Below are 22,463 nucleotides of genomic sequence, written 5' to 3'. Positions count from 1 at the left end.
GGTTCCGTGGACGATCAATGACGGTGTTCGTGGTCCGGGTGCGCGGGGTCGCCCGGGTGCTCGTGACCGGCCGCGTACTCCACGTCGGCGCGGGCCCGGTCGAACCACGCGAAGAAGGCGCGGGTGCCCGCCGCGCGCCGCAGTTCGGCCGCCACGCTCCCGCTGACCTGCCCGTACGGCAGGAAGTCAGCGGGCGTCGGCCGCCCGAACGGATCGACCCCGCGCCGCAGCGCGTCCGGCGTGAGGAAGCGGTCCGGGTTGCGCTCGTAGTAGTCCCGTACGGCCGTCTCCGGCACGTCCTGCTCGGCCTCCAGCTCGGCGAGCAGGACGCGGGCGGCCGGGGAGTGGGCGAGCGCCGCCGCGACGATGCTGCCGAGGTCGGCGACGTCGGTCTCGGCCACGGCGAGCAACCGGGTCGGCGACACTTCGGGCGGGAGCGCCAACCCCCGTTCCGCGCAGGCCCGTCGGGCCAGTTCGTCGGCGACCACCACCTGGGTCGCCCAGCGCCGGCGCTGCCGCTCCGCCCGCGCGAGGGACTCGGGGCGGGTCGTCTCCCGGTCGCGTGCCGGTACGGACTCCAGCAGCGCGTCCACGGCCTGTCGCGGCACCGCTCTGCCGTGCACCACGGCCGCGTGCTCCGAGGTCATGGCGTCACCTCCAGCTCGACGGCCTCGGTGTAGGCGACCCGCCCGTGCCAGGCGATCTTCGCGAGCAGCCAGTACGAGCCCGGTGCCACGGCCCCGCCGTCCACGTCGACGCAGACCTCCACCTCTTCCCCGCCGGGCACGGTGAAGCCCTGGCAGCCCGGCCCGACCCCCGGCCAGGTGCCCCACGCGGACACCGCCCACAGGGTGCCGTCGATCGTCCCGCGGGTGGTGTTGCGCAGGGTCACCGGGACGCGGGTTCGCTCGCCCCTGCGTACGCTGATCCGGCCAACTCCCAGATCGGCGTGCAGGGTTGGTGCGGCGTGGCGCTCGCCCGGAACGTCGAGCGCCACGACATCCTCGTAGTCCTGTCCCTCGTACGACAGGCGTGCGGTGAGCCAGTGCCGGCCGGGTACGGCGCCCGGCGGGGGTGTCACCGTGACCTCGGCGAGCGTGAAGCCGCCGGGGCCCAGGGCGTACGGCAGTTGGGCGGGCGCGGCGGACCAGCCGGGCGGGACGCCGACCGTCACGGTGCCCGAGACCGGTGCGTCGGTGATTTCCGAGGAGACCCGGACGGTCGCGGTGACCGGGCCGCCGGACGCGGTGAGTGTGGCCGGTGAGAGATAGACGGCCACGGGCATGTTGCCGCGGGGCGCGGGGCCCGAGTTGTGGAGCCAGTAGCGGGTGGCGACGGGCTGCGCGGGTTCGTACGCGGCGACACCGGGGTCGTACGAGATCCGGGTGCCCTCCCCGGGTGTGGCCAGGAGTGTGGCGACCTCGAAGCCGGTCAACCCGACGTCGAGCGCGCCCTGTTGGTCCGCGGCGAGCGGCTCACCGGGTCTCTCCAGTACGTCCGCACGCGCGCCCCGCGTCCACTCTCGCGGTCCGCGCACCCGCGCCCGCACCGGACGCCCGTTCACCTCGTGGACGCGGACGACGACCCCGCGCCCCGGGTCGACGGGGGCGACTCCGCCCCGGGCCAGCGGCGAGCCCAGTGGCTTGAACGCGTCCAGCAGGACCTCGCCGGCGGGCTCGATGCCGAGCAGTACCGACTCGCGCGGCAGGACGGGATCGCTCGTCGCCGCCTCACGCACCCGGGCGGTCAGTGGGTGGTTGAACTCATGGCCCAGGCGCGGCAGTTGCTGCTCGCGCCAGTCGCCCTCGCCCGCGACCACGGCGTACTCGAAGGTGTGCGACCAGCGTTGCAGCTGGAACGCCGAACCGTCCGGCGCGGTACGGCGGGGCGGGTCGACCCAGATGCCGGACGGCCAGCCCGTGCAGGAGCGCATCAGGGACATGCAGAGGTCGCCGGAGGAGGTGACGACACAGCCGGGCGTGCCCCGGTTGAGGACGGCGAAGCCGCGCCCGTCCCAGGCGTCGCCCGGCGGCAGCGCCTCACCGCCGCCCGCCGCGGTGGCCCGTACGACCGCGCCGCCGAGGTCGGCGACCAGCGCGTCCACGGCCTTCGCGTCGCCCTCGGTGTCGACGCCCGCGACCACCAGCAGCGGCAGCCGCTCCAGGTCGCGCAGGTCGGCCCCGGGCACCCACTCCTCGCGCAGCCCGGCCCGCGGCGCGATCCAGACGGACGCCACGCCGCCCTCGGCCAGTTGGCGCCCGAGTTCACGCCCGGCGGCCGGGTCCCAGCCGAGCGCCTCGGCGACCACGGCGTTGCGGTCGGGGCCGCCGACGGCGATCCGGATGTCGGGCAGGTTGGAGTCGACCTCCAGGTCGCCGTAGCGCGGGCCGCCCGCGATCGTCGAGGTCGCCGTCACCCCGGCGCGGACCAGCGCCGCCGCGAGCGGGGTGCCCAACTCGCCGGCCTCCGCCCAGGAGGCGTACACCAGCTCGGCGACTCCGATCGACCGATGGCCGAGCAACGCGCCCATGTCGTCCCGGAGTTCGACCCGTGCCGTCGAGCCGAGGCCGAACCAGGTGTTGGCCGGGTTGTCCAGCGTCCACGGGAACCGCTCGCTGTCCACATCGACGAACCCGAACCCGCGCCCGATCACCGCGTCCGCGACCTCGTGCACGGGCAGTCCGCCCTGCACGTCGGAGGGCCAGCGCACCCGGATCAGCCGGTCCGCGCCGTCGTAGCCGTCGATCGTGGTGGTCACGTCGAGGCGTGGCACCCCCGTCCACAGCGTCAGCCGCTGGGTGTACCGGAAGAGCCCGAGGTCGGCGCGGACGGTGATCCGGGAGCCGGCCGGCGCGTGCTCGACCTCGACGTCGGCCCGAACGTCCCGGCTGCGGGCGGCGGTTGTGCCGGTCGGGGTGAGGTGCCAGGGGCCCTCGCCGAAGCGGGGGTGCCTCGGATACTCCTCCTGCACGACCAGCTCGTTGCCGATGTCGCCGGGGCGCAGCAGCTCCCGGCCGCCCTCGGCGAGCCCGCGCAGGCTGCTGACGCCACCACCGCGTTCGGGGTCGACCGTCACCTCGTAGAACTCGTTGCGGATGGCGGTTCCGGGGACGGGGGTCCACTCGGGGGCCGAACTCCCGGTGAGCGGGAGGGCTTTGAGGCCGATGCCGGGGATCTCCGGTACGACGACGTGGAGTTGGCCGTCCTCCAGCACGGCGGGCAGAGGGGCGCCGGAGTCGTCCAACGGGACGTGGCCCGGGTCGGGGATCGTCAGGACGTCCCGGCGGGGCCAGCTCGCGGAGTTGAAGACGACCAGGTCGGGGCCGTCGCCCGGGGTGACCCGGTCGGCGAGGGCCTGGGTGGCGTCGGCGTGCACGGTCTCGGCGAGGTCGGCCAGTTCGCGCCAGCCGGTCAGCAGGTCGATGTAGACCTGGTCCGACTCGGAGCCGGTGATCGCGTCGTGGTGAGCGCCGTAGATCAGCTGCCGCCAGGCCTTGTCCAGGGCCGCGTCCGGATAGGGGTGCCCGGTGACCAGGGACGCGAGGGTCGCCCAGGCCTCCGCGTCGGCGAGGAGCGTCTCGCCGTACCGCTGGGCCTGCTTGGTGTCGATGTAGGAGACGTCCTTGCCGGTGTAGACCGGGTTCATGTCCCGCGTCTGTGGTGACGCCCTGCGCCCCTCCGCCGCCAACTGCCCCCGCACGGCGGCGAAGAAGTCCCTCGGCACGGCGCTGACGAAGCGCGGCCAGAGGTAACGGGCGTTCCAGTCCCGGTGGATGTCCATCACCCAGCGGCACGGGGGCGCGTAGTCGCCGCCGACCGGGAGCAGCACATTGCGGGTGAGCGCGACCTTCTTCAGCCCCCGGAAGAGCTTGAAGGCCGCCGCCTCCGCCTCCGGGAGAGTGGGCGCGTTGTCGATCGCCCAGCCGGCGCCGTAGTGGTTGACCATGTAGGCCGTCAACAGCCCGCGCCCGGAAGGGGCGATCCAGCTGAACTCGGCCGGGAACTGCATCCGTTGGGGATCGCGCGGCTCCTCCCCGAACACGGAGAGCGTCGGCCCCCACTGGTGGAACGGCCCGCGCGCCCACGAACTCGAACCGAGCCCCGCGTCCGCCATCAGCCCCGGGAACTGCGGATCGTGCCCGAACGCGTCCAACTGCCAGGCCGTCTCCGGCGATCCGCCCATGATCCCGCGCTGGAAACCGTCGCCGTACAACGCGTTGCGTACGGTCGCCTCGGCGCCGGTGAGGTTGGTGTTGGGCTCGTTGTAGGTGCCGCCCATGATCTCTACGCGACCGGTGCGGATCAGCTCGCGCAGGAAGGCGCGCTCCTCCGGGAAGGAGTCCCAGTACGGCTTGAGGTAGTCGACCTCGGCGAGCACGAAGGTGTAGGCCGGATCGCGGCGGGCCAGGTCGCAGTGGGCGCGGACCAGGCTCATCCCGGACTGGCCGCGCGAGTCGAAGGTGCGGGCCGGCAGCCCGGTCAGGGCGGGGTCGTCGGCGACGTCCCAGGTCTCGGTGTAGGCGGCCTGGGTGTTCCACCAGACGGGGTCGTAGTGGAAGTGGCTGACCATGAACATCGTCCAGCCGGGCTCGGCGGCCGTGAACTCGACGGTCTGCCGGGCCACTTGGTCTCCGCTGACGACGGTGAGCATGACCTCGCGGCGGTCGCCGGGCGCCATGCCGTCGACGCTCACGGGTATCTCGGCGCGCACGCCGCCGTCCTCACCCGTGGTCGCGACGCAGTCTCCGGTGACGCCCGGGCCCTCGATGGTGCACAGGACCGTCGGGCCCGGAACGTGCTCGATCTCGGCGGCCACCACCTGGTGCGGGTGCTCGGCGGTCCCGACGAAGAGCTCGGTCGACTCGGTAGCCGTGACGCGCATGGGTCTCCTACGAGGAAGCTCGGCGGAGTTCCATCCTGGCATCGCCGGGATGGTTCAAACAACCATCTTCGTGTTTCCTCGGTGGTTCATCCATGCACCCTCGGCCGCACTCACCTCGTCCGGCGGGACTTCACCGCGTGCTGCGGGGTGATGTGGTCGGTGAGGGCGAGGGAGGCGCTCGCGCGCTGGTAGGAGAGCTGCGCGACCCGGACGTAGAGGCAGTCGATGAGCATCAGGACGGAGTGCCGGCCGCCGATGCTGCCGGTGCGGAAGCTGGTCTCCGAGGTGGCCGAGATGAGTCGGATGTCGGCGGCCCGGGCGAGCGGCGAGCGCGGGTCCGTGGTGAGGGCGATGGTGGTCGCGCCCCGCTCCTTGGCCATCTCGAACGGTTCGAGCGTCTCGCGAGTCGCCCCCGAGTGGGAGATGCCGATGGCCACGTCCGCCGGGGTGAGCAGGGCCGCGGAGGTGGCCGCCGCGTGCACCTCGGTCCAGCCGCGCACCGCGCAGCCGATCCGGAACAGCCGGGTCTCCGTCTCCTGTGCCACCGCGCCGCTGCCGCCCACGCCGTATACGTCGATCCGGCGCGCGCGGGCCAGGGCCTGGGCCGCGCGCTCGATCGCGTCGAGGTCGATCCGGTCGATCGTCTGCTGGATGGCGCGCAGGTCGGCGGTGCCGACCACCTGCACGACCCGCTCCAGATCGTCGTCCGGGGAGATGTCGGGACCGATCTCCGCGGAGCCCCAGTCGGAGACCTCGCCCCGGCCGCGCTCCTGGGCCAGTTCGATCAGCAGATGCTGGTAGGAGTCGAGCCCGACGGCCCGGCAGAAACGGGTCACCGTCGCCTGCGAGGTGCCGGTGCGACGGCCCAGCTCGGCGGCCGAACAATGGGTCACGGCGGCCGGATCCTCAAGGATCAGCTCGCCGACCTTCCGGAGCGAGCCGGGCAACCTCGGCAACTCGGTGCGGATCAGTGTGGTGACGTCCGTCGAGGGCATGAAGAGAAGGTATCAGCCACCGATGAGGAGGCTGTTTGAATACCAGGACCGTCCGATGGAGCCAACATCGGCTCATTGCCCGGATCCCGGGCATGTGATTTATTGATTCACTAGATGGGTCATACACAAGGTGGTTCAATCCACCAGTGGGGAGTGTTTGCGTGTCCGTCGAGTCTGTGAGCGCCGAGGGCTTCGCGCGCGAGAGCCTGGCCGTCCTCGAGGACATCACGCGGTCCGCGCGCGACGAGGTGACACGTGCCGCCGAACTGATCGCCGACTGCGTGCGAGGCGACGGCGTGATCCAGGCCTTCGGCACCGGCCACTCCCAGGCGATGGTCCTCGAACTCGCGGGCCGCGCGGGCGGGTTGGTGCCCACCAACCGACTGAGCATCGCCGACCTCGTGCTCTACGGCGGTGAGGACCCGAGCGTCCTGGACGACCCGCTCCTGGAGCGCCGGGCCGGTGTCGCCGAGCGGATCTACCGGCTCGCCGATCCGCGCCCCGAGGACCTCTTCGTCGTCATCTCCAACTCCGGCGTGAACAACGTGATCGTCGAGACCGCCCTGCGGGCCAAGGAGCAGGGTCATCGCCTCCTGGCCATCACCTCGCTCGCCCACACCCGGGCCGTCCCGGCCGGCCACTCCAGCGGCAAGAAGCTCGCCGACCTCGCCGACGTCGTCCTCGACAACCGGGCTCCGCGCGGCGACGCCCTCCTCGACCTCCCCGGCGGCGGCGCCGTCTGCGCCCTGTCCACCCTCACCGGCGTGATGCTGATCCAGATGACGGTCGCCGAGGCGTCCCGGCAGCTCCTGGCCACCGGCGACCGCCCGCCCGTCTACGTCTCGGCCAACGTGCCCGGCGGCTTCGAGGGCAACCTGGAGCTGGAGAAGCGGTACGCCGGACGGATCCGACGCACCGCGAGCTGACGGCCGGGGACGGCGCCGGGGCTCAGTCCCGGCGGGCCACCAGCCGGTAGGCGTTCGACAGACCCAGCCGCCGCGAGAGCGGCTTGACGGCGAACCGGTCCAGCAGCGTGCCCAGCAGGAACGCCGGGATACCGGCGATGAGGACGGCCGTGCGCAGGGCGCGGCGGAACGCGGACGGAGGCGCCGCGACCCACGGCACATCGTCGGGCACCGCCGTGTCCAGAGCCAGCCATACGGCGGCCAACAGGTCGACCGGGTCATGGGGTTCGGCGTGCTGCTCCGCGACCACCGTGAAGCCCAGGTCCGTCAGCCGGCCGCGCAGATTCCCCACCGGGACGAAGTGCAGGTGCTGCGGCTGGAGCCAGGGCAGCCACCAGCGGCCGAGCAGCCGGGCGAAACGGCTGTCCGGGTCCGGGACCTCGATCAGCAGGTGGCCGCCGGGACGGATCGCCCGGTAGGCGGCCCGGAGTTCGAGACCGGGCTGCGTGCTGTGCTCCAGGTAGTGGAACATGCTGACCACGTCGTAGTGGCCCGAGAACTCCGGCGCCAGCTCGGGGAAGCTACCCCGGTAGCCGCGCTCCACCCGCCCTGCCCGCTCGGCGAGTTCGGCACCGTCGGTGAAGTCGAGACCGTCGAACGTGGTGTCGGGGTAGACCGTGCGGGCCGACTCGCAGAAGTGGCCGTGGCCGGTCCCGACATCCAGCCAGTTCTTGGGAGTCGGCGAGTGCGGGAGGAGCGACTGCGCGCGCTGCTCGTACATCTTGGTCCGGCCCGCGAAGGTGGTGCCGACCTGCTTCTCGCCCAGGCCGTCGTAGAAGTCCCGGTAGTAGAACTCCAGCCCCGCCTCGCTCAGTCGGGGGTTCTGGAAGGTGTGCCGGCAGTCCTGGCAGCGGTCGAGGACGAAGGCGCCCGGCTTGTGCTGGAGCAGGTCCGTGGTGCGCAGCCGGGTCTTCAGTTCCGCCGAACCGCACCACGGGCAGGTGGTGCGGCGGGGTTCGAAGAAGCGGTCGGTGCCGTCGGCGAGGTCGGCCTGGTATACCGGCCGCAGAGCGGCGACCTGTTCGGTGCGCGAGGGCGCGGGGGGCTCAGGGGCCTCAGAAGTCTCAGGGGGCTCGGGGGTGTTGCTCACTGGTCCTCCTTCGAAGGACGCGCCAGTCGTTCCAGGTGAGTTGCCGCCGCCCCGGTGCCGCCGGCCGCGCGGAAGGCCGTGCCGATCCGCTCGGCGGCAGCGCGGTGCTCCGGCTCGTGCAGCACGGCGTCGATCGCCGCGCCCAGCTTCACCGCGGTCACCCGCCCGAAGCGGACCCGGACCCCGGCTCCCGCGGCGGTGACCTGGCCCGCGACGACCGGCTGGTCGTCGCGGATGGGGGCCACGACGAGCGGGACCCCGTGCCACAGGGCTTCGCAGACCGTGTTGTGCCCGGCGTGACAGATGACCGCGTCGACCCGTTCGAGGAGCGGGAGTTGGGGGACCGAGGCGACGATCAGTACGTCCTTGTCGTCGGTGGCGTTGTCGTCGACGGTGTCGGCGTCGGGCCCGGTGAGCGTGCCGCCGGGATCCACGATCACCGACTGGACCCGGTCCGCCCGCGCCCGCAGCGCGGTCAGGCACTCGGCGAGGAAGCGGCCGCCGACGTCGGTGTTGGCGGTACCCAGGGTGACCAGGACCTTGTCCCGGGACGGGTCGAGCCAGTCCCAGGGGAAGCCGGGGGCCACCGGGCGGGACGCGATCGACGGGCCGACCCAGCGGATCCGCTCGCCCTCCAAAGCCTCGGGACCGGCCAACTCCCGGGTGCTGAACGCGAGTACGAGGTGCGGGGAGAACCGGGGGTCGGCACTGCCCGCCGGGTCGCCGATACGGGCGCGCAGGGCGCGCAGCCCCTCGTCCAACCATTGCCTGACCTTCGGCAGGCCCGCCAGCGCGTCGGTGAGTTCGGCGGACGTGGTCGCCGAGGTGGCCCACGGGACACCGAGCCGCTCGGCCACCAGCCCACCGGCCAGGGTCTGCTGGTCGGCGACGACCGCGTCCGGCGCGAACTCCTCGACGGCCGCCCGCACACCGGGCGCCATCTCGTCGGCCAGCGGCACCAGGAACCGTTCCCACAGGAACTTCAGCGCCTCCGGGCCGCGCAGCTCCGGCGGCCGCGTCCCGTCGCCCGAACCCAGCATCGGTCCGGCGCACGGGTACACGCGGACGTCGTCCCCCGCCAGCCGCCGGACCAGAGCGGGATCGGCGCAGGCCCACGCCGACTCGTGGCCCCGGGTGGCGAGTTCGGCGGCCACACCGACGGTCGGGTTGATGTGCCCCACCAGGGGCGGCACGACGAACAGGAATCTGCTCACCGGACGGCCGCCGCGGTGGCCGCCTGGATCTGCGCGTTGGTTTTCTGGATCTGCTCCAGCACATGGCCGCCCACCACACCCGCCGCCTCCACCAGCACCGAGTGCTCGTGCCCCGGCAGGACGACCGTCCGGCAGTCGGGCAGCAGCTTCTCCAGCCACGGTGTCAGCAGGGCGAGTTCCGAGTCGCCGCCGTACACCCCGAGCACGGGGCAGTGCACGGCGCGGATCTGATCCTCCGTCAACACCGCGCTGGTCCGCATGTCCTGGGCGAGGGTCGTCTCGCGGATCAGACGGGCCGCGCCCTTGGCCAGCCGGGCGGTGTTGTGGCTGCGGTTGTCGGCGATCCAGGCGAGTGCGAGGTCCTCGTTGAACGCCAGCTCGTGCAGCACCTGTTGGAGGACGCCGTCCATGTTCCGCGACCAACTCGCGGTCGCCGGCTCGGACTCGATCAGGCACACGCTGGCCGCCCGCTCCGGATGACGGGCCGCGTAGCCGAAGGCGATGGTGCCGCCGTAGGAGTTGCCGACCAGGTGCACCGGGCCGGTCACCGCCAGGGTGTCGAGCAGGGCCTCCAGGTCGTCGATGTTGTCGTCGAGGGAGTAGCCGCTCGCCGGGCGCCCGCTGCGGCCGTGACCGCGCAGGTCGAACATGATCACGTCGAGGCCGGCCGCCGCGAACGGCGGCCCGAACGTGAAGTAGTAGCTGGCCAGACTGTCGGTGAGCAGACCGTGGACCAGGACCACCGTGGCGGTGGGAACACTGCCGTCCCGTGGCCCCATTCTCTGTACGTGCACCCGGAGTTGACCGGTGTCGACCATGGCCATGGCTCAGCCCGCCTCCGCCGACTTCAGACTCTGCACCACGTACTCGACGAGCCGCCCGACGGTGAGCTCGATGATCTCGTCGAACTCCATGCCGGCCACGAACTCGGCGAAGTTGACCCGCCTGCCGTACTTCTCCTCCAGCAGCCCGGCCAGCGTCACCAGGTCGATGCTCTCCAGCTCCAGATCGCGGTTGAAGGTGGTCGTCATGCCGATCTCAACGTCGTCGAGGCCGTACTCGTCCTCCAGGAGGCGCTCCAGCATGCCGGTGATGTCGGCGAGAACCGCGTCCTCGTCCGTGGCGGTGGAAGTGGCGGTGGGATCGGTCATCGGTCGTACGACTCCTCTGCGTGCTGCGGGCCGGTGGTCCAGGCCACGACGTAGTCCCGGTCGGGCAGTGCGGGGGGATTGCCGGTGCGTTCGTGGTGCACGGTGTACGCGCGTTCCAGTCGCCCCGAGACCAACAGCCGGTCCCCGTCGGTGACTTCGAGCACCTCGAAGTCCCGTGGACGTCCGCCGAACCCGGTTCCCTCGGCCTTGGCGACCGCCTCCTTGGCGGCCCAGAACCGGGTGAACCACAGCGCCTCGGACTCGCCGGCGCCGGCTCCGGCACCGGTGTCTGCGCTTGTGCTTGTACTTGTCCTTGCGCCTGTGTCGGCGCAGATGGCGTGCAGGAGCCGGAGTTCGGCCGGGCCGAGTGCCGTGGCGAAGGTCGACGGGTCGCGCTCGACGACCTCTTCGAGATCGATGCCGGGACCGGGACCGGGCGTGTGCGGCCGTACGATCGCGACCGCCGACTCGGCCCGGTGCGCCAACGAGACGTCCAGCGCGGGCAGTTCACGCCCGTGCAGACCGGTGACGTACGGGCGGCCCAGGTCGTCGTTGTGCACCCGGATCTCCGCCGGGTAGACGGGACCCACGCCGTGGTCCCACAGCCACTGCCGTACCGCGTCCTTGAGCGCGATCCGGCCGAGCAGCCACTGCCTGCGGCCCCGCGGTGCGTGCTCGGCGTACTGCGAACGCTCCGCGCCGCTCAGCGAGTTGCGCATGATCAGGTCGCGCGAGGCGAGGTCGGGCCAGCGCTCGTGCAGCAGGCTCCAGCCGCCGGAGCGGGCCTCCGAGAGGGTGTTGCGGTCCGGGAAGCGCTCGACGGGACGGGTCTTGGGGTCGTTGTCGAAGCGCCGGTCCTGCCAGCCGGTCAACTCCGCCCAGACCTGGCCGCCGACGCTCAGCCGGACGTCGGCTTCGAGGACGGCGGCGGTCAGGGAGGTGATCCGGACCACGCACTCCACGTCCGTACCGGGGCGCGGGTGAGGACCGTAGAAGCGCATCTCGCGCATCTGGACCGGGAAGACGACCGTCCGTTCCGTGCGGGTCGCCATGATCCAGTAGCCGAGGATCTGACCGACGTTGTCGAGAAGCGCGCCGGGGGCCGGAGGGGTCGTGATCACCCCCCGGACGTGGTGCTCGCCGATGCCGGTCAGCTCGGTGACGCCCTGGAACGCCGGGCCGTGGAACATCCAGCGTTCGCTGTAGAGCTGGGCGGCGGTGTGCTCGGGGGTGCGGTCCCCGCCGGGGTGGGGGTGGTGTGCGGGGGCGGCCGGGTAATGCGGGCCCAGCTCTACGACGGCTCGGGCGCCGGGGCCGAAGGTGACGGCGAGGCGGTTCGGGCCGTCGGGCGTGACGGTCACCGGCACGTCTACGGGGGGTGTCGCCGTCAGCCACTGGTCGAAGCGTGCCCCGTGGACGGCGACCGCCCGCATGCCGGGGGCGGCTGCCTCCGCCGTCTCCATGATGTGCTGCACGATCGTGGTCGCGGGGACGACCGGCCACCGGTCGGCGACATCGGGCCAGCCCGGGCGCTGCGGGAAGAAGCAGTGGTCGAGGAGGTAGGGCATGGCGTCGGGGGAGACGCGGACGGTGGTGGTGCGGCGGGCGGCGGGGGCGGGCTGAGGGGCGGGAGCGGGGGCCGCTGGGGAGGCGGGGGCGCGGAGGTCCGAGGGTGGGGAGACGGAGGTGCGAAGACCCGGGGGTTGGGAGGCGGAGGTGCGAAGACCCGGGGGTGGGGAGACGGTGGTGTTGAAGCCGCCGGACACGGGGGTGTGGCGGCCGACGGTGGCAGACGTCGCTTGACTTGCGCTCGCCGTGATCAGCTCGACGGCGGTGTCCGCGGTTTCGCGGAGGAGGGCCGACAGTTCGGCGGCGACGGGCGAGCTGGACACGAGGGCGTCGAGGGTGGGGGAGCCGCCGACTGTCGTCAGGGGAGGGTGAGTTGGCGCCGAGGGCGTGCGCGCGGCGGTCGCCGTCGCCAGCTCTGCGCGGAGTTCCGCGAGTGCCCCGCGCTCCAGCGACACCAGCGACCCGCCCAGGTCGAGCCGGATCGGAGGTCGCTCGACCCGTGCGGTTGCGCGTGGGGTGCGTCCCAGAGGCGTACTCGCCTGAGGTTCACGTCCCTGAGGCGTACGTCCCTGTGCTGGCAGGTCGGGTGCGACCCCCGCCCCCGTCGTCCACAACGCGGTTGCCACCCGGCGGAGTTGGGCGAGGCCGGTGCGGTGGGGTGAGTTGGCGGCGACGACCAGATGGTCGCGGGTGCCGAGGGTGTCGCCGACCAGGGAGCCGAGCTGGCCGGTGCCGACCTGGACGAAGACGCGGTGGCCGGCGGCGTACAGCCCCTCGACGAGCTGCCGGAACCGGACCGGCTCCAGCAGGTGTCGGACGAACAGTGCCCGGATGGCGGCCTCGTCCTCGGGGAACGGTGACGCGGTCGTCCCCGACCACAGGGGGACCGCCGGTGGGTACAGCCGGAAGCGGTTCGTGGCCTCCTCGATGGGGCCGAGGTACGGCTCCAACATCGGTGTGTGGAAGCCGGATTGGAACGGCAGGACCTGACTGATCACGCCCTCGGCCCGAAAGGCCCGGACGAACTCCGCGACGGCCTCCTCCGGGCCGCACACCATCGACTGGCCCGGCGCGTTGTCGTGCGAGAGGACGACACCGGCCGCCGCCCACTTCTCGTCCAGCGCGGCGAGGACCCGTTCGGCGGACGTGCCGATCGCGCCGAACGCCAGCCCGGGGACGGTCAGTTGATCGGGGTCGAACGACTCCATGAAGGCGCCGACCTCGTCCACCGCGTACACCCCGGCCACCACCATCGCCGTCCACTCGCCCACGCTGTGCCCGGCGACCGCGTCCGGCACCACGCCCATACGGCGCAGGGCGGCGTCGAGGAGCCGGCCGACGGAGACGACGCCCAGACCGTGCCGGCCCACGTCCCCCACCCGCGCAGGGCCCGCCGAACGGACCGGCGGCAGGTCGAAGTACGCGGCCACGTCGTCGATCTGGGGAGCGAAGTCGCCTTCCAGACCGGGGAAGAGGAACGCCGTCCGTCCGGCCAGCGGACGCGGCGCGAACCACACGTCACTGCGCCCCTGCCACGCCCGGCCCTTCGTGACCGCCCGACGGGCCAGCGCGAGCCGCTTCGCGGTCGGGTCGACGATGCCGAGTCGCGCGCCGCCCGCCGCGGCCGGTAGGTGCGTGGTGTCCAGGCCTGCCGCCAGTACGACGCCGTCCTCGGCGTCCAACAGGGCGGCCAGGCCTTCGGAGTTCGCGGCGGCGAGCGCGAGGACCCGCTCGGGCTCGATGACGGTCACCGGACCCGCCCGCCGGGGGTGCTTGGCGCCGGGCGCCTCCTCCAGCACCACATGGGCGTTGATCCCCCCGAACCCGAACGCGTTCACCGCCGCCCGGCGCACCGGCCGTTCCGGTGACGTCTCCCAGGGCGTCGCCTTCTCCAGGGGGCGGAAGCGGGTGGCCGTGAGCGCGGGGTGCGGGTCGTCGCAGTGCAGGGTCGGCAGGAGCATGCCGTGGTGGACGGCGAGGGCGGCCTTGACCAGGCCCGCGACTCCGGCGGCGGGCATGGTGTGGCCGATCATCGACTTCACCGAGCCGATCACCGCGTCGCTCCCGCCCCGGCCGAACACCTCGGTCAGGGTGGCCAGTTCGGCCCCGTCACCGGCGGGCGTCGCCGTGCCGTGCGCCTCCAGGAGGCCGATCGAACCGGGCTCGGCGGGGTCGAGACCGGCCGCCCGCCACGCCTGCCGCACGGCGTGCGTCTGGCCGGCCGAGTCGGGGTTGAAGAGGCTCGCCGCGCGGCCGTCGCTCGCGACCCCGGTGCCCCGGATCACGGCGTAGATCCGGTCGCCGTCGCGTTCGGCGTCGGCGAGACGCTTGAGGGCGACCACACCCGTGCCCTCGCCGATCAAGATGCCGTCGGCACCCCGGTGGAAGGGCCGGATCCGCTGGCTCGGGGAGAGGGCGCGCAGTTGGGAGAAGACGCTCCAGAGCGTGATGTCGTGGCAGTGGTGGACGCCCCCGGCGAGCATCAAGTCGCAGCGCCCGGAGTCGAGTTCGGTCACCGCCTGGTCGACGGCGACCAGCGACGAGGCGCAGGCCGCGTCCACGGTGTAGGCGGGGCCGCGCAGGTCGAGGCGGTTGGCGACCCGGGAGGCGGCCAGGTTGGGCACCAGTCCGATGGCCGACTCGGGACTGTCCGGGCCGAGCCGTTCGGTGAACGCCGTCCGTACCTTGTCGAGTTGGCCGGGTGACAGGTCGGGCAGCAACTCGCCCAGTGTGCGGACGAGTTGTCCCGCCGTACGCACCCGCTGGTCCAGGCGGACCAGGCCGGGGGTCAGATAGCCGCCCCGGCCCAGGATCACCCCCACCCGGTCGCGGTCGGGCAGCCGGTCCTCGCCGCCCGCGTCGGCGACGGCCTGCGCGGCCACCTTCAGCGCGATCAGCTGGTCCGGCTCGGTGCCGGCCACCGAGTTCGGCATGATCCCGAACCGGGTGACCTCGACCTCCGCCAACGAGTCGACGAACCCGCCGCGCCGGCAGTACACCTGGTCGGCGACGGCCGGACCGTCGGCGGAGCCCGGCCGGTAGTACGCGTCCGCGTCCCACCGGCCGTCCGGCACATCCGTGATGGCGTCGGTGCCGTCCAGCAGGTTGCGCCAGTAGGCGTCCAGATCCGGAGCGCCGGGCAGCAGCACCGCCATGCCCACGATGGCCACGGGGCCGGTCATGTCACCAGCCCGACGCGGTGTAGACGACGGATCCGACCGACTCCTCGCCCCAGGCGAGTTCGCGCAGCAGTGCCGCGGTGCCCTCCTCCGGGTCGATCAGGCCGATCCCGCGCCGGGCGTACTCGCGGCCCAACTCCGGTGTCACCATGCCGTGATGCCCGCCGGTGGGCGCCCACGGCCCCCAGTGCACGGTCAGCGCGCGCCGCCCGGTGCGGGCCGCCCAGGCGGTGCCGAGGCTCTCCAGCGCGTCGTTGGCGGCGGCGTAGTCGACCTGGCCACGGTTGCCGAGCACGGCCGAGATACTGCCGAACAGGACGGCGAAAGCTGGGCCGTTGGGGAGTTCGGCCAGCGCCGACAGCAGGGTCTCGGCGCCCTCGGTCTTGGTGCCGTAGACCCGTTGGAAGGACTCGGCGGTCTTCTCCGCGATCAAACGGTCCTCGATCACCCCGGCCGCGTAGACGACCCCGTCGAGGCGGCCGTGCTCGGCGTGGATCTCCTTCACCGCTTGGAGGGCGCCGTCGGGTTCGCGGAAGTCGACGGAGTGGTAGCGGGCCGGGCTGCCGAGCGCGGCCAGTTCGGCCAGGGTGGCGGTGATCTCCCGCTGGGCCAGCAGGAGTTCGGCGGCGCGGTTGATGTCGGCGGGGGAGCGGCCGCCCTGGGCGGCGAGCGCGGCGCGCAGTTCGGCGGGGGTGCTGGCGGCGGCGGTCGCCGGGTCCTCGGGGCCGGCCGGCGCGGGTGTACGGCCGAGCAGTTCGACACGGCACCGGGAGGCCCCGGCCAGCGTGGCGGCGAACTTCGCGGTGATGCCCCGCGCGCCGCCGACCAGCAACACCACCGAGTCGCGGTCCAGGCCGAGCGCGGCGGCCTCGGCGGCACCGTCCCCGGCCGGTCCCGCGCCGTTAGTGGCGAGCGCGCCGAGCGGTACCTCGGTCAACTCCAGGCCGTGCCGCCCGGACGCGCCGCGCACCACAACGGGAGCGTTGTCGTCAGCGGTCAGCTCGCCAACGATCGCGTCTGCCACGGCGGTTGGGGCGAGGTCGTCGACGTCGACGATCCGTGCACGGATCTCCGGGTACTCACGGGCGACCGTACGGAACAGGCCGTGCAGGCCGGCCGAGCGGAGGTGCGCGGCGGCGGGGCGTACGGCCAGCAGGTGGCGTGGGGCCCGCGTCAGCACCGCCTGCAGGACGGGGAACGCGTCGGGCAGCACCGGCGGTCGGGCGGTCGCGAGCGGGTCGAGGAACAGTACGCCGTCCACGGCTCCGTCGGCATCGGTGAGCAGGTGGCCGGCGGTGAGCGGGGTCACCTCGGCGCCGTGGGCGGCGAGCCGGGCGGCGACCTCGCGGGCCACGGCGGCGGTGTCGTCGTCGCCGAGGAGGACGAAGCGCTTCCCGGACAGGGCAGGGGAGTTGCGGGCGTCGGGGATGCCCTGACCGTCGGGTGCGCTTCCGTGGCCTGGGAGGAGAACGGGCCGGAGCACGAAGCGCCGGGGAGCCACCCCAACAACATCCGGGGTGTCCGGTGTGGCGGGAGTGTCCGGGGCAGAGGGGGTGCCAGGGGCCGTCGCCGGTTGCTCGGGTGCCGCCGTCGTCGGCCCCGTCAGGCGGGCCGCCAGCCACTCCGTCACCGAGGCCGCCGTGCGGGCCTTCGCCAGGTCCTCCAGCTCGGAGTCGTCGAGGGCGGTCACGTCCATTCCGGCGCCGATGCCCAGCCGCTTCGCCAACTCCCCCGCTATCTCGGCCCGCTTGATCGAGTCGATACTGAGGTCCGCCTCCAGGTCGAGGTCGGGCTCGATCATGTCGACGGGGTAGCCGGTGCGTTCGCTGATGATCTCCAGGACGACGGCGAGGACGTCGGCCTCGCCGAGAGCCTCAGGGGCGGGCGCGGGTTCCGGTGCGGGAACAGGGAGTTGGGGCAGGGGTGCTTCCTGCGGGACGGCGGCGACCGCTGTCTGCGCGGGTGCGGTGCTGGCCCCCGGGACCCACTGCATGGGCGGGGCCGCGGGTGCGGGCACCCACTGCCCGGGTGCCCCGGCGCCGAAGTACGTCAGCAGTACGTCCCGTTGCGCGGCCACCATCTCCCGGCTGGTGCGCAGGAATTCGGCGATCAGCTCGTCCCTGTTGACCGGGGCCGGGCCCGGCTGGTTCGTCGTCACGGTCGCCTCCACAACGCGTCGAGCCGGTGCGAGCGCACCGGGAAGGGTGTCTCCTGCGGCCGTACGGACCAACTGGCCGTCGACAGTCCAGCCGGGGCGCCGGGGCGCGGTCGCCTTGGTCGCGTCCACGGCGTCACGCCCCTGGAACAGCCAGCCGGTGCGCACCGGCACGCCGGCCACGGCCAGTTGGGCCAGCGCGTCGAGCCAGCCGCGCAGCCCGCTGCCGGGACGCGGCTCGCACGCGACGACCTGATGCGGGCGGTCACCGAGGATCTGGCCGACCAGCCGGGTCAGCACCGACCCGGGCCCCGCCTCGACGAAGATCCGCGCCCCGGCCTCGTACATCGCCTCGATCTGCGCGACGAAGCGGACCGGTGCGCCTATCTGGGCGGCGAGTTCGGCACGGATCGCGTCGGCGTCACCGGCGTACGGCGCGGCCGTGCGGTTGGACCAGACCGGGAACTCCGGCGGATGCACCGGGCGGGCCGCGAGTGCCTCGGCGAACCGGGCGCCCGCGTCCGCCACCAGGGGGCTGTGGAATGCGCAGGCCACGGGGATGCGTTTGGCGCCCAGACCGGCATCGCGCAGCAGTCGTACGGCGGTGGTGATCGCGTCCGTCGGACCGGAAATCACGGTCTGCCGGGGCGAGTTGTGGTTGGCGACGACGACCGACTCGGGAGCGCCGGTCGCCTGAAGGGTCCTTGACACGTCCTCGGCACCGGCGGCGACCGCGGCCATCGCGCCTGGGTCGTCCTCGCCGGTGGCCGCGAGGATCGCCGCGGCGCGTTCGGCGCTCAGCTCCAGCAGCGCCTCCGGCCCGATCACGCCGGCCGCGCACAGGGCGGCCAACTCGCCGTAGCTGTGCCCGGCGGCCATGTCGGGCCGCACGCCCGCCGCGCCGAGCAGGGCGTACGCGGCGAGCGAGGTGATGCCGAGGGCCGGTTGGGCGACCCGTGTGTCGGTCAGGTCGGCCTGTGCGCGGTCGCGTGCGGTGTCGTCGAAGGCGGTGGGCGGATAGAGCGCGGCGGCGTGGTCGCGGCCGAGCTGGAGGTAGTACTGGAGTTCGGGAAAGGCGACGAAGACGTCCGCAAGCATCCCGGGCCGCTGGCTGCCCTGGCCGGGGAAGAGGAAGGCGACCTTGCCGGGTGGTTCCGGGGCGGACCGTACGCCGGGTTCTGTTCCGTTCGCCGCGACAGGTTCTGCGACGCTCTCGACGAACGGTTCCGTGACGCTCTCCATGACGGCTTCCGCCAGATGGATCCCCGCCGCCGGATCGTGCTCGCCCGACAGCGCGCGCCGCAACTGCGTCACCAGTCCCTCGACGTCCGTCGCGACCACGGCCGCCTGGACGGGCTCATGGCGTGCGTCCGACCTGCGGGACGCGGCGAGCGCGAGATCCCTCAGGCGCCAGGGCAAGTGGCCGTCGGTGCCGGAGGACTCCGCGGTCTTCAGGAGTGTCTCCATGCCGCGTCGGGCCGCCGCCTGGTCCGTGCCGCGGAAGGTGAACAGCTCGGCCGGCCAGGCGTCGAGGCCGTGGGCCGGCGGTACGGCCTCGCGGTGGGCCTCGATCACGGCGTGGAAGTTGGTGCCGCCGAAGCCGAACGCGCTCAGGCCCGCGATCCGTTCGCCGGCCGGGGCCGCCCAAGGACGGGCCTCGGCGTGGAAGACGAAGGGGCTCTCGCCCTCCCGCCAGGCCGCGTTGGGCCGCCGTACGTGCAGGGTGGGCGGCTTGACCCCGGTGTACAGAGAGAGCACGGTCTTGATCAGTCCGGCGAGACCGGCGGCGCACTTGGTGTGCCCGATCTGAGACTTGACCGAACCGAGCGCACAACTGCCGGGCGCGGCACCGGACTCGGTGAACACCTCGCTGAGAATGGTGAGTTCGGTACGGTCGCCGACCACCGTCCCGGTGCCGTGCGCCTCGACGAGACCGACCTCGGCCGGCGAGACACCCGCGTTGCGGTACGCCCGCTGCAGCGCGGCCCGCTGTCCCTCGGGGCGCGGCGCGGTCAGACCCAGTGAGCGGCCGTCGCTGGAACTGCCGACTCCCTTGACCACGCCGTAGATCCGGTCGCCGTCGCGCTCGGCGTCGGCCAGCCGCTTCAGGACGACGCACGCGACGCCCTCGCCGAGCGCGATGCCGTCGGCCGAACTGTCGAAGGCCCGGGAGCGGCCGGTGGGGGAGAGGGCGTGCACGGACGAGAAGAGGACGTAGTCGTTGATGCCGTTGTGCAGGTCGGCGCCGCCGCACAGCACGACGTCGCTGGTGCCGCCCACGAGTTCCTTGCAGGCGACGTCCAGAGCGGCCAGCGAGGACGCACAGGCCGCGTCCACGGTGTAGTTGGCGCCGCCGAGGTCGAGCCGGTTGGCGATCCGGCCGGAGACAACGTTGGCGAGCATGCCCGGGAAGGAGTCCTCGGTGAGGTCCGGCAGCTGCTCGGCCAGACCGTCGGGGACCTTGCCGTAGTACGAGGGCAGTACGGCCCGCAGGGTGGTGGCGTTGGAGAGGTCGCTGCCCGCCTCCGCGCCGAACACCACCGAGGTGCGGGCCCGGTCGAACTCTCGTCCTCGCTCGCCGTATCCGGCGTCCTCCAGCGCCCGCCGGGCCGCTTCGAGGGCCAGCAGCTGCACCGGTTCGATGTTGCCGAGGGAGGTCGGCGGGATGCCGTAGCGCAGCGGGTCGAAGGGGATCTCGGGCAGGAAGCCGCCCCACTTGGACGGGGTGACGCCCGTGCCGTCCTCGGACCAGTGCACGGCGGGGTCCCAGCGGGCGGCCGGCACCTCGCCGACCGCGTCATGACCGCCCAGGACGTTGGCCCAGAAGGAGGCCAGGTCGGGCGCCCCCGGGAACATGCAGGCCATGCCGACGACGGCGACGTCGAGCGGCTCGGGTACGGCCTCCTCGCCCAAGTCACCCTCCCTGACCAGGAGTTCGACCGACCGACCCGCGTAGAACTCGGCGGCGCCCACCGTCACCGAGCGGTGCAGCGCGCCGACGGTCGTGGTCGCCGAGCGCAGCACGGCCACCTCGCCGGCCATGAACATCCCCTCGGCGAGCTGGCGTTCCTCGTCGACGGCGGCCAACTCCCCGCTCGCGTCCCGCTCGACGCCCTTGCTGGCGATCCGCAGGCGCCCGACGTTGAGCCGCTCCAGCTCCTCCCACATCCGCCGGTCGGGTACACCCTGCTCCCGCAGCCGGTCCCCCAACTCCCGGAACCCATCGCTGAATTGGCTCCGTACACAGCGGGTCGCATGGCCGGGGGCGGTCTCCAGCAGGGCGGTGCCGGTCGCGCGTACGACCTGTTCCTGGAACAGGGGCCGGATCGCCCCGCACTCCACCGCCTCCTCGGTGAACAGGTAGGCGGTGCCCATGAGGACGCCCACGGCCGCGCCGCGTGCGGTCAGCGGGGCGGCGAGCGCGGCCACCATCGCGGCCGACCGCTCGTCGTGCACACCGCCCGCGAAGAACACCTCCAGGCCCTCGGCCTTGGGGAAGTCCTCCAGTACGGCGAGTTGGGCCTCCCAGAGCGGAAAGCTGTTGCGCGGTCCGACGTGGCCGCCGCACTCCGAGCCCTCGAAAACGAACCGGCGGACGCCCGCCTCCAGGAACTGCCGCAGCAGCCCCGGCGAGGGCACGTGCAGGAAGGTGCGGATCCCGGCGCCCTCCAACGCCTCAGCCTGCGAGGGCCGGCCCCCGGCGATGATGGCGTGCGTGGGCCGGAGTCGGCGTACGGCTTCGAGCTGGGCGTTCCTGGTCTCCTCGGGCGCGAAGCCGAGCACTCCGACCCCCCAGGGCCGGTCGGCCGCGGCGTCCCGGGTCTGGGTGAGCACGGTGCGCGTCTGCTCGCCGTTCGCCAACGCCAGCGCGATGAACGGCAGTCCGCCGCCGTCGGCGACCGCGGCGGCGAACCGCGCCTGGTCGCTGACCCGTGTCATCGGCCCCTGGGCGATGGGCAGTTCGGTGCCGAGCGCATGGCTCATGGGGGAGTCGTGGCGCAGCGCCCGGGCGGGCGCGTCGTCCTGCACGGCGTCCCGCACGGCGGCCGTCAGTCCGCGGACCACCCCGCCGACGTCACCCCAGCGCTCGGCGAACTGAGCGGCGAGGAAGCCGTCTTGGCCCACGGGCAGGAGTTGCGTGCGCAGATCCTGGGCACCGAGGGAACGTGCCACCTCGGCCGGATCCTCGGTACGCACCTTCGGGGCGTCCGGCCCCCTGCGGTGCAGCACCCGGTGACCGGCCACGACCGTCGTCTCGGAGCCGTCCATCGAACGCAGCGCCGCGGCCGCCGCCTCGGGCAGCCCGGACTCGGCCAGCAGCGCGAGCTGGCTGTCCAGGACGACCCCGGCCGCTCCGCCGGCCACCGCAGCGGCGGCCGTACGCGGACCGATGCCCCCGCAGGCCCAGACCGGGACGTCGACACCGGGTTCGGCCAACACCTGCTGCAGGAGCACGAACGTACTGAGCTCGCCCACGCGCCCGCCGCTCTCACTGCCCCGGGCGATCAGCCCGTGCGCGCCGGAGCGAACCGCTTCCAAAGCCTGGTCCAGGTCGGTGACTTCGACGAGAACGCGATGGACCCCGGCGAGATCCGCGATCCGCAACGGGGCGTCGGCGGCCAGGATTATGGTGGCCGGGCCGGCCACGAGCTCACCGGGTCCGATCCGGCAACCCGCGCCGAGACGCACCCCGTAGGGCCCGGGCACCCAGCGGCGCAACCGCGCCAGGGCCTCTCTCGTTCTTCGGTCGCCGGGTCCCAGATCCAGTACGCCTAGACCGCCGGCGCGGCTGACGGCCGCGGCGAGTCTCGCGTCCGGCTCACGGAACGGCGTGATTCCAATGATCAAGTCTTCGGCGCGCAGGGCAGACGTCATGATTCTCCGAATGAACGGCGAAACTGCACGGTGGGGGGAATACGGCCTACGAGCGGCGAACCGGTGCGAAAGGGCACACCGTTATGCGTGGAAAGTCGTGTGGATAACTAGTGAAAAGCTAGCCCTACGGTTACCCGCGGGTCAACATCGCCTCCGCAGTCGGTCGGCACCTCGCGCTGATCCAGCCAGTCGCGCCAGCTCACCCCAAACATCCGAAAATCCGGCTATTCTCCGATCAATTCCCTCCGGCGCGCGCTCGCATTCACTTGTGTCACATGCCTTCGAAACGTGACGGACAGGGGGCGGAGCCCACGTAAACATTTCGTATCGCGGCCGGCGCGTGAGTTGTGTGCGGAATTGTGCGTCTCCGAATTCCGTCCAACCGTAG

At 72.8% G+C, this 22,463-nt stretch carries 10 protein-coding genes; 1 reads left to right on the top strand and 9 read right to left on the bottom strand.

All coding sequences use genetic code 11. The features are described from left to right. Positions 1–14: 14 nt before the first annotated feature. The 3 genes from M2283_RS29605 to M2283_RS29595 all read right to left on the bottom strand — a co-directional run bounded on the left by M2283_RS29605 (position 15) and on the right by M2283_RS29595 (position 5,877). Positions 15–647, bottom strand: coding sequence for a peptidyl-prolyl cis-trans isomerase (locus tag M2283_RS29605; protein WP_280879489.1), 633 nt, complete (start codon positions 645–647; stop codon positions 15–17). Then, positions 644–4,882, bottom strand: a complete 4,239-nt coding sequence (locus M2283_RS29600; RefSeq protein WP_280879488.1) for an NEW3 domain-containing protein — start codon at positions 4,880–4,882, stop codon at positions 644–646. The genes M2283_RS29605 and M2283_RS29600 overlap by 4 nt, the downstream gene beginning before the upstream one ends. 110 nt (positions 4,883–4,992) lie before the next feature. Next, the gene (locus M2283_RS29595) at positions 4,993–5,877 is read right to left on the bottom strand and encodes a MurR/RpiR family transcriptional regulator (RefSeq protein WP_280879487.1); all 885 of its coding nucleotides are present in this window, start codon (positions 5,875–5,877) and stop codon (positions 4,993–4,995) included. 161 nt (positions 5,878–6,038) lie between these two features. Between M2283_RS29595 and M2283_RS29590 the strand changes: the two genes are divergently transcribed. Continuing rightward, on the top strand, positions 6,039–6,803 hold the full coding sequence (locus M2283_RS29590; RefSeq protein ID WP_280879486.1) for an SIS domain-containing protein: 765 nt from the start codon (positions 6,039–6,041) through the stop codon (positions 6,801–6,803). 22 nt (positions 6,804–6,825) lie between these two features. Here the strand turns inward: M2283_RS29590 and M2283_RS29585 are convergent, their stop codons facing one another. Genes M2283_RS29585 through M2283_RS29560 form a run of 6 tightly spaced genes read right to left on the bottom strand, consistent with a single transcriptional unit; the run spans position 6,826 to position 22,075 of the window. Continuing rightward, the gene (locus M2283_RS29585) at positions 6,826–7,932 is read right to left on the bottom strand and encodes a class I SAM-dependent methyltransferase (protein ID WP_280879485.1); all 1,107 of its coding nucleotides are present in this window, start codon (positions 7,930–7,932) and stop codon (positions 6,826–6,828) included. Further along, complete coding sequence (locus tag M2283_RS29580) at positions 7,929–9,146, bottom strand: glycosyltransferase (protein ID WP_280879484.1); 1,218 nt, start codon at positions 9,144–9,146, stop codon at positions 7,929–7,931. The genes M2283_RS29585 and M2283_RS29580 overlap by 4 nt, the downstream gene beginning before the upstream one ends. Continuing rightward, on the bottom strand, positions 9,143–9,970 hold the full coding sequence (locus M2283_RS29575) for an alpha/beta fold hydrolase (RefSeq protein WP_280879483.1): 828 nt from the start codon (positions 9,968–9,970) through the stop codon (positions 9,143–9,145). Before M2283_RS29575 ends, M2283_RS29580 begins: the two co-directional genes overlap by 4 nt. Positions 9,971–9,973: 3 nt before the next feature. Then, positions 9,974–10,297, bottom strand: coding sequence for an acyl carrier protein (locus tag M2283_RS29570; protein ID WP_280879482.1), 324 nt, complete (start codon positions 10,295–10,297; stop codon positions 9,974–9,976). Beyond that, a complete protein-coding gene (locus M2283_RS29565; protein WP_280879481.1) occupies positions 10,294–15,048 on the bottom strand; it encodes a type I polyketide synthase in 4,755 nt (1,584 codons plus the stop codon). Before M2283_RS29565 ends, M2283_RS29570 begins: the two co-directional genes overlap by 4 nt. 1 nt (position 15,049) lies before the next feature. Continuing rightward, a complete protein-coding gene (locus M2283_RS29560; protein ID WP_280879480.1) occupies positions 15,050–22,075 on the bottom strand; it encodes a type I polyketide synthase in 7,026 nt (2,341 codons plus the stop codon). Positions 22,076–22,463 lie beyond the last annotated feature (388 nt).

This window comes from Streptomyces pseudovenezuelae (genome assembly GCF_029892565.1).
GTDB classification, from domain to species: Bacteria; Actinomycetota; Actinomycetes; order Streptomycetales; family Streptomycetaceae; genus Streptomyces; species Streptomyces pseudovenezuelae_A.
This window is presented reverse-complemented; position numbering and strand designations above follow the sequence as displayed.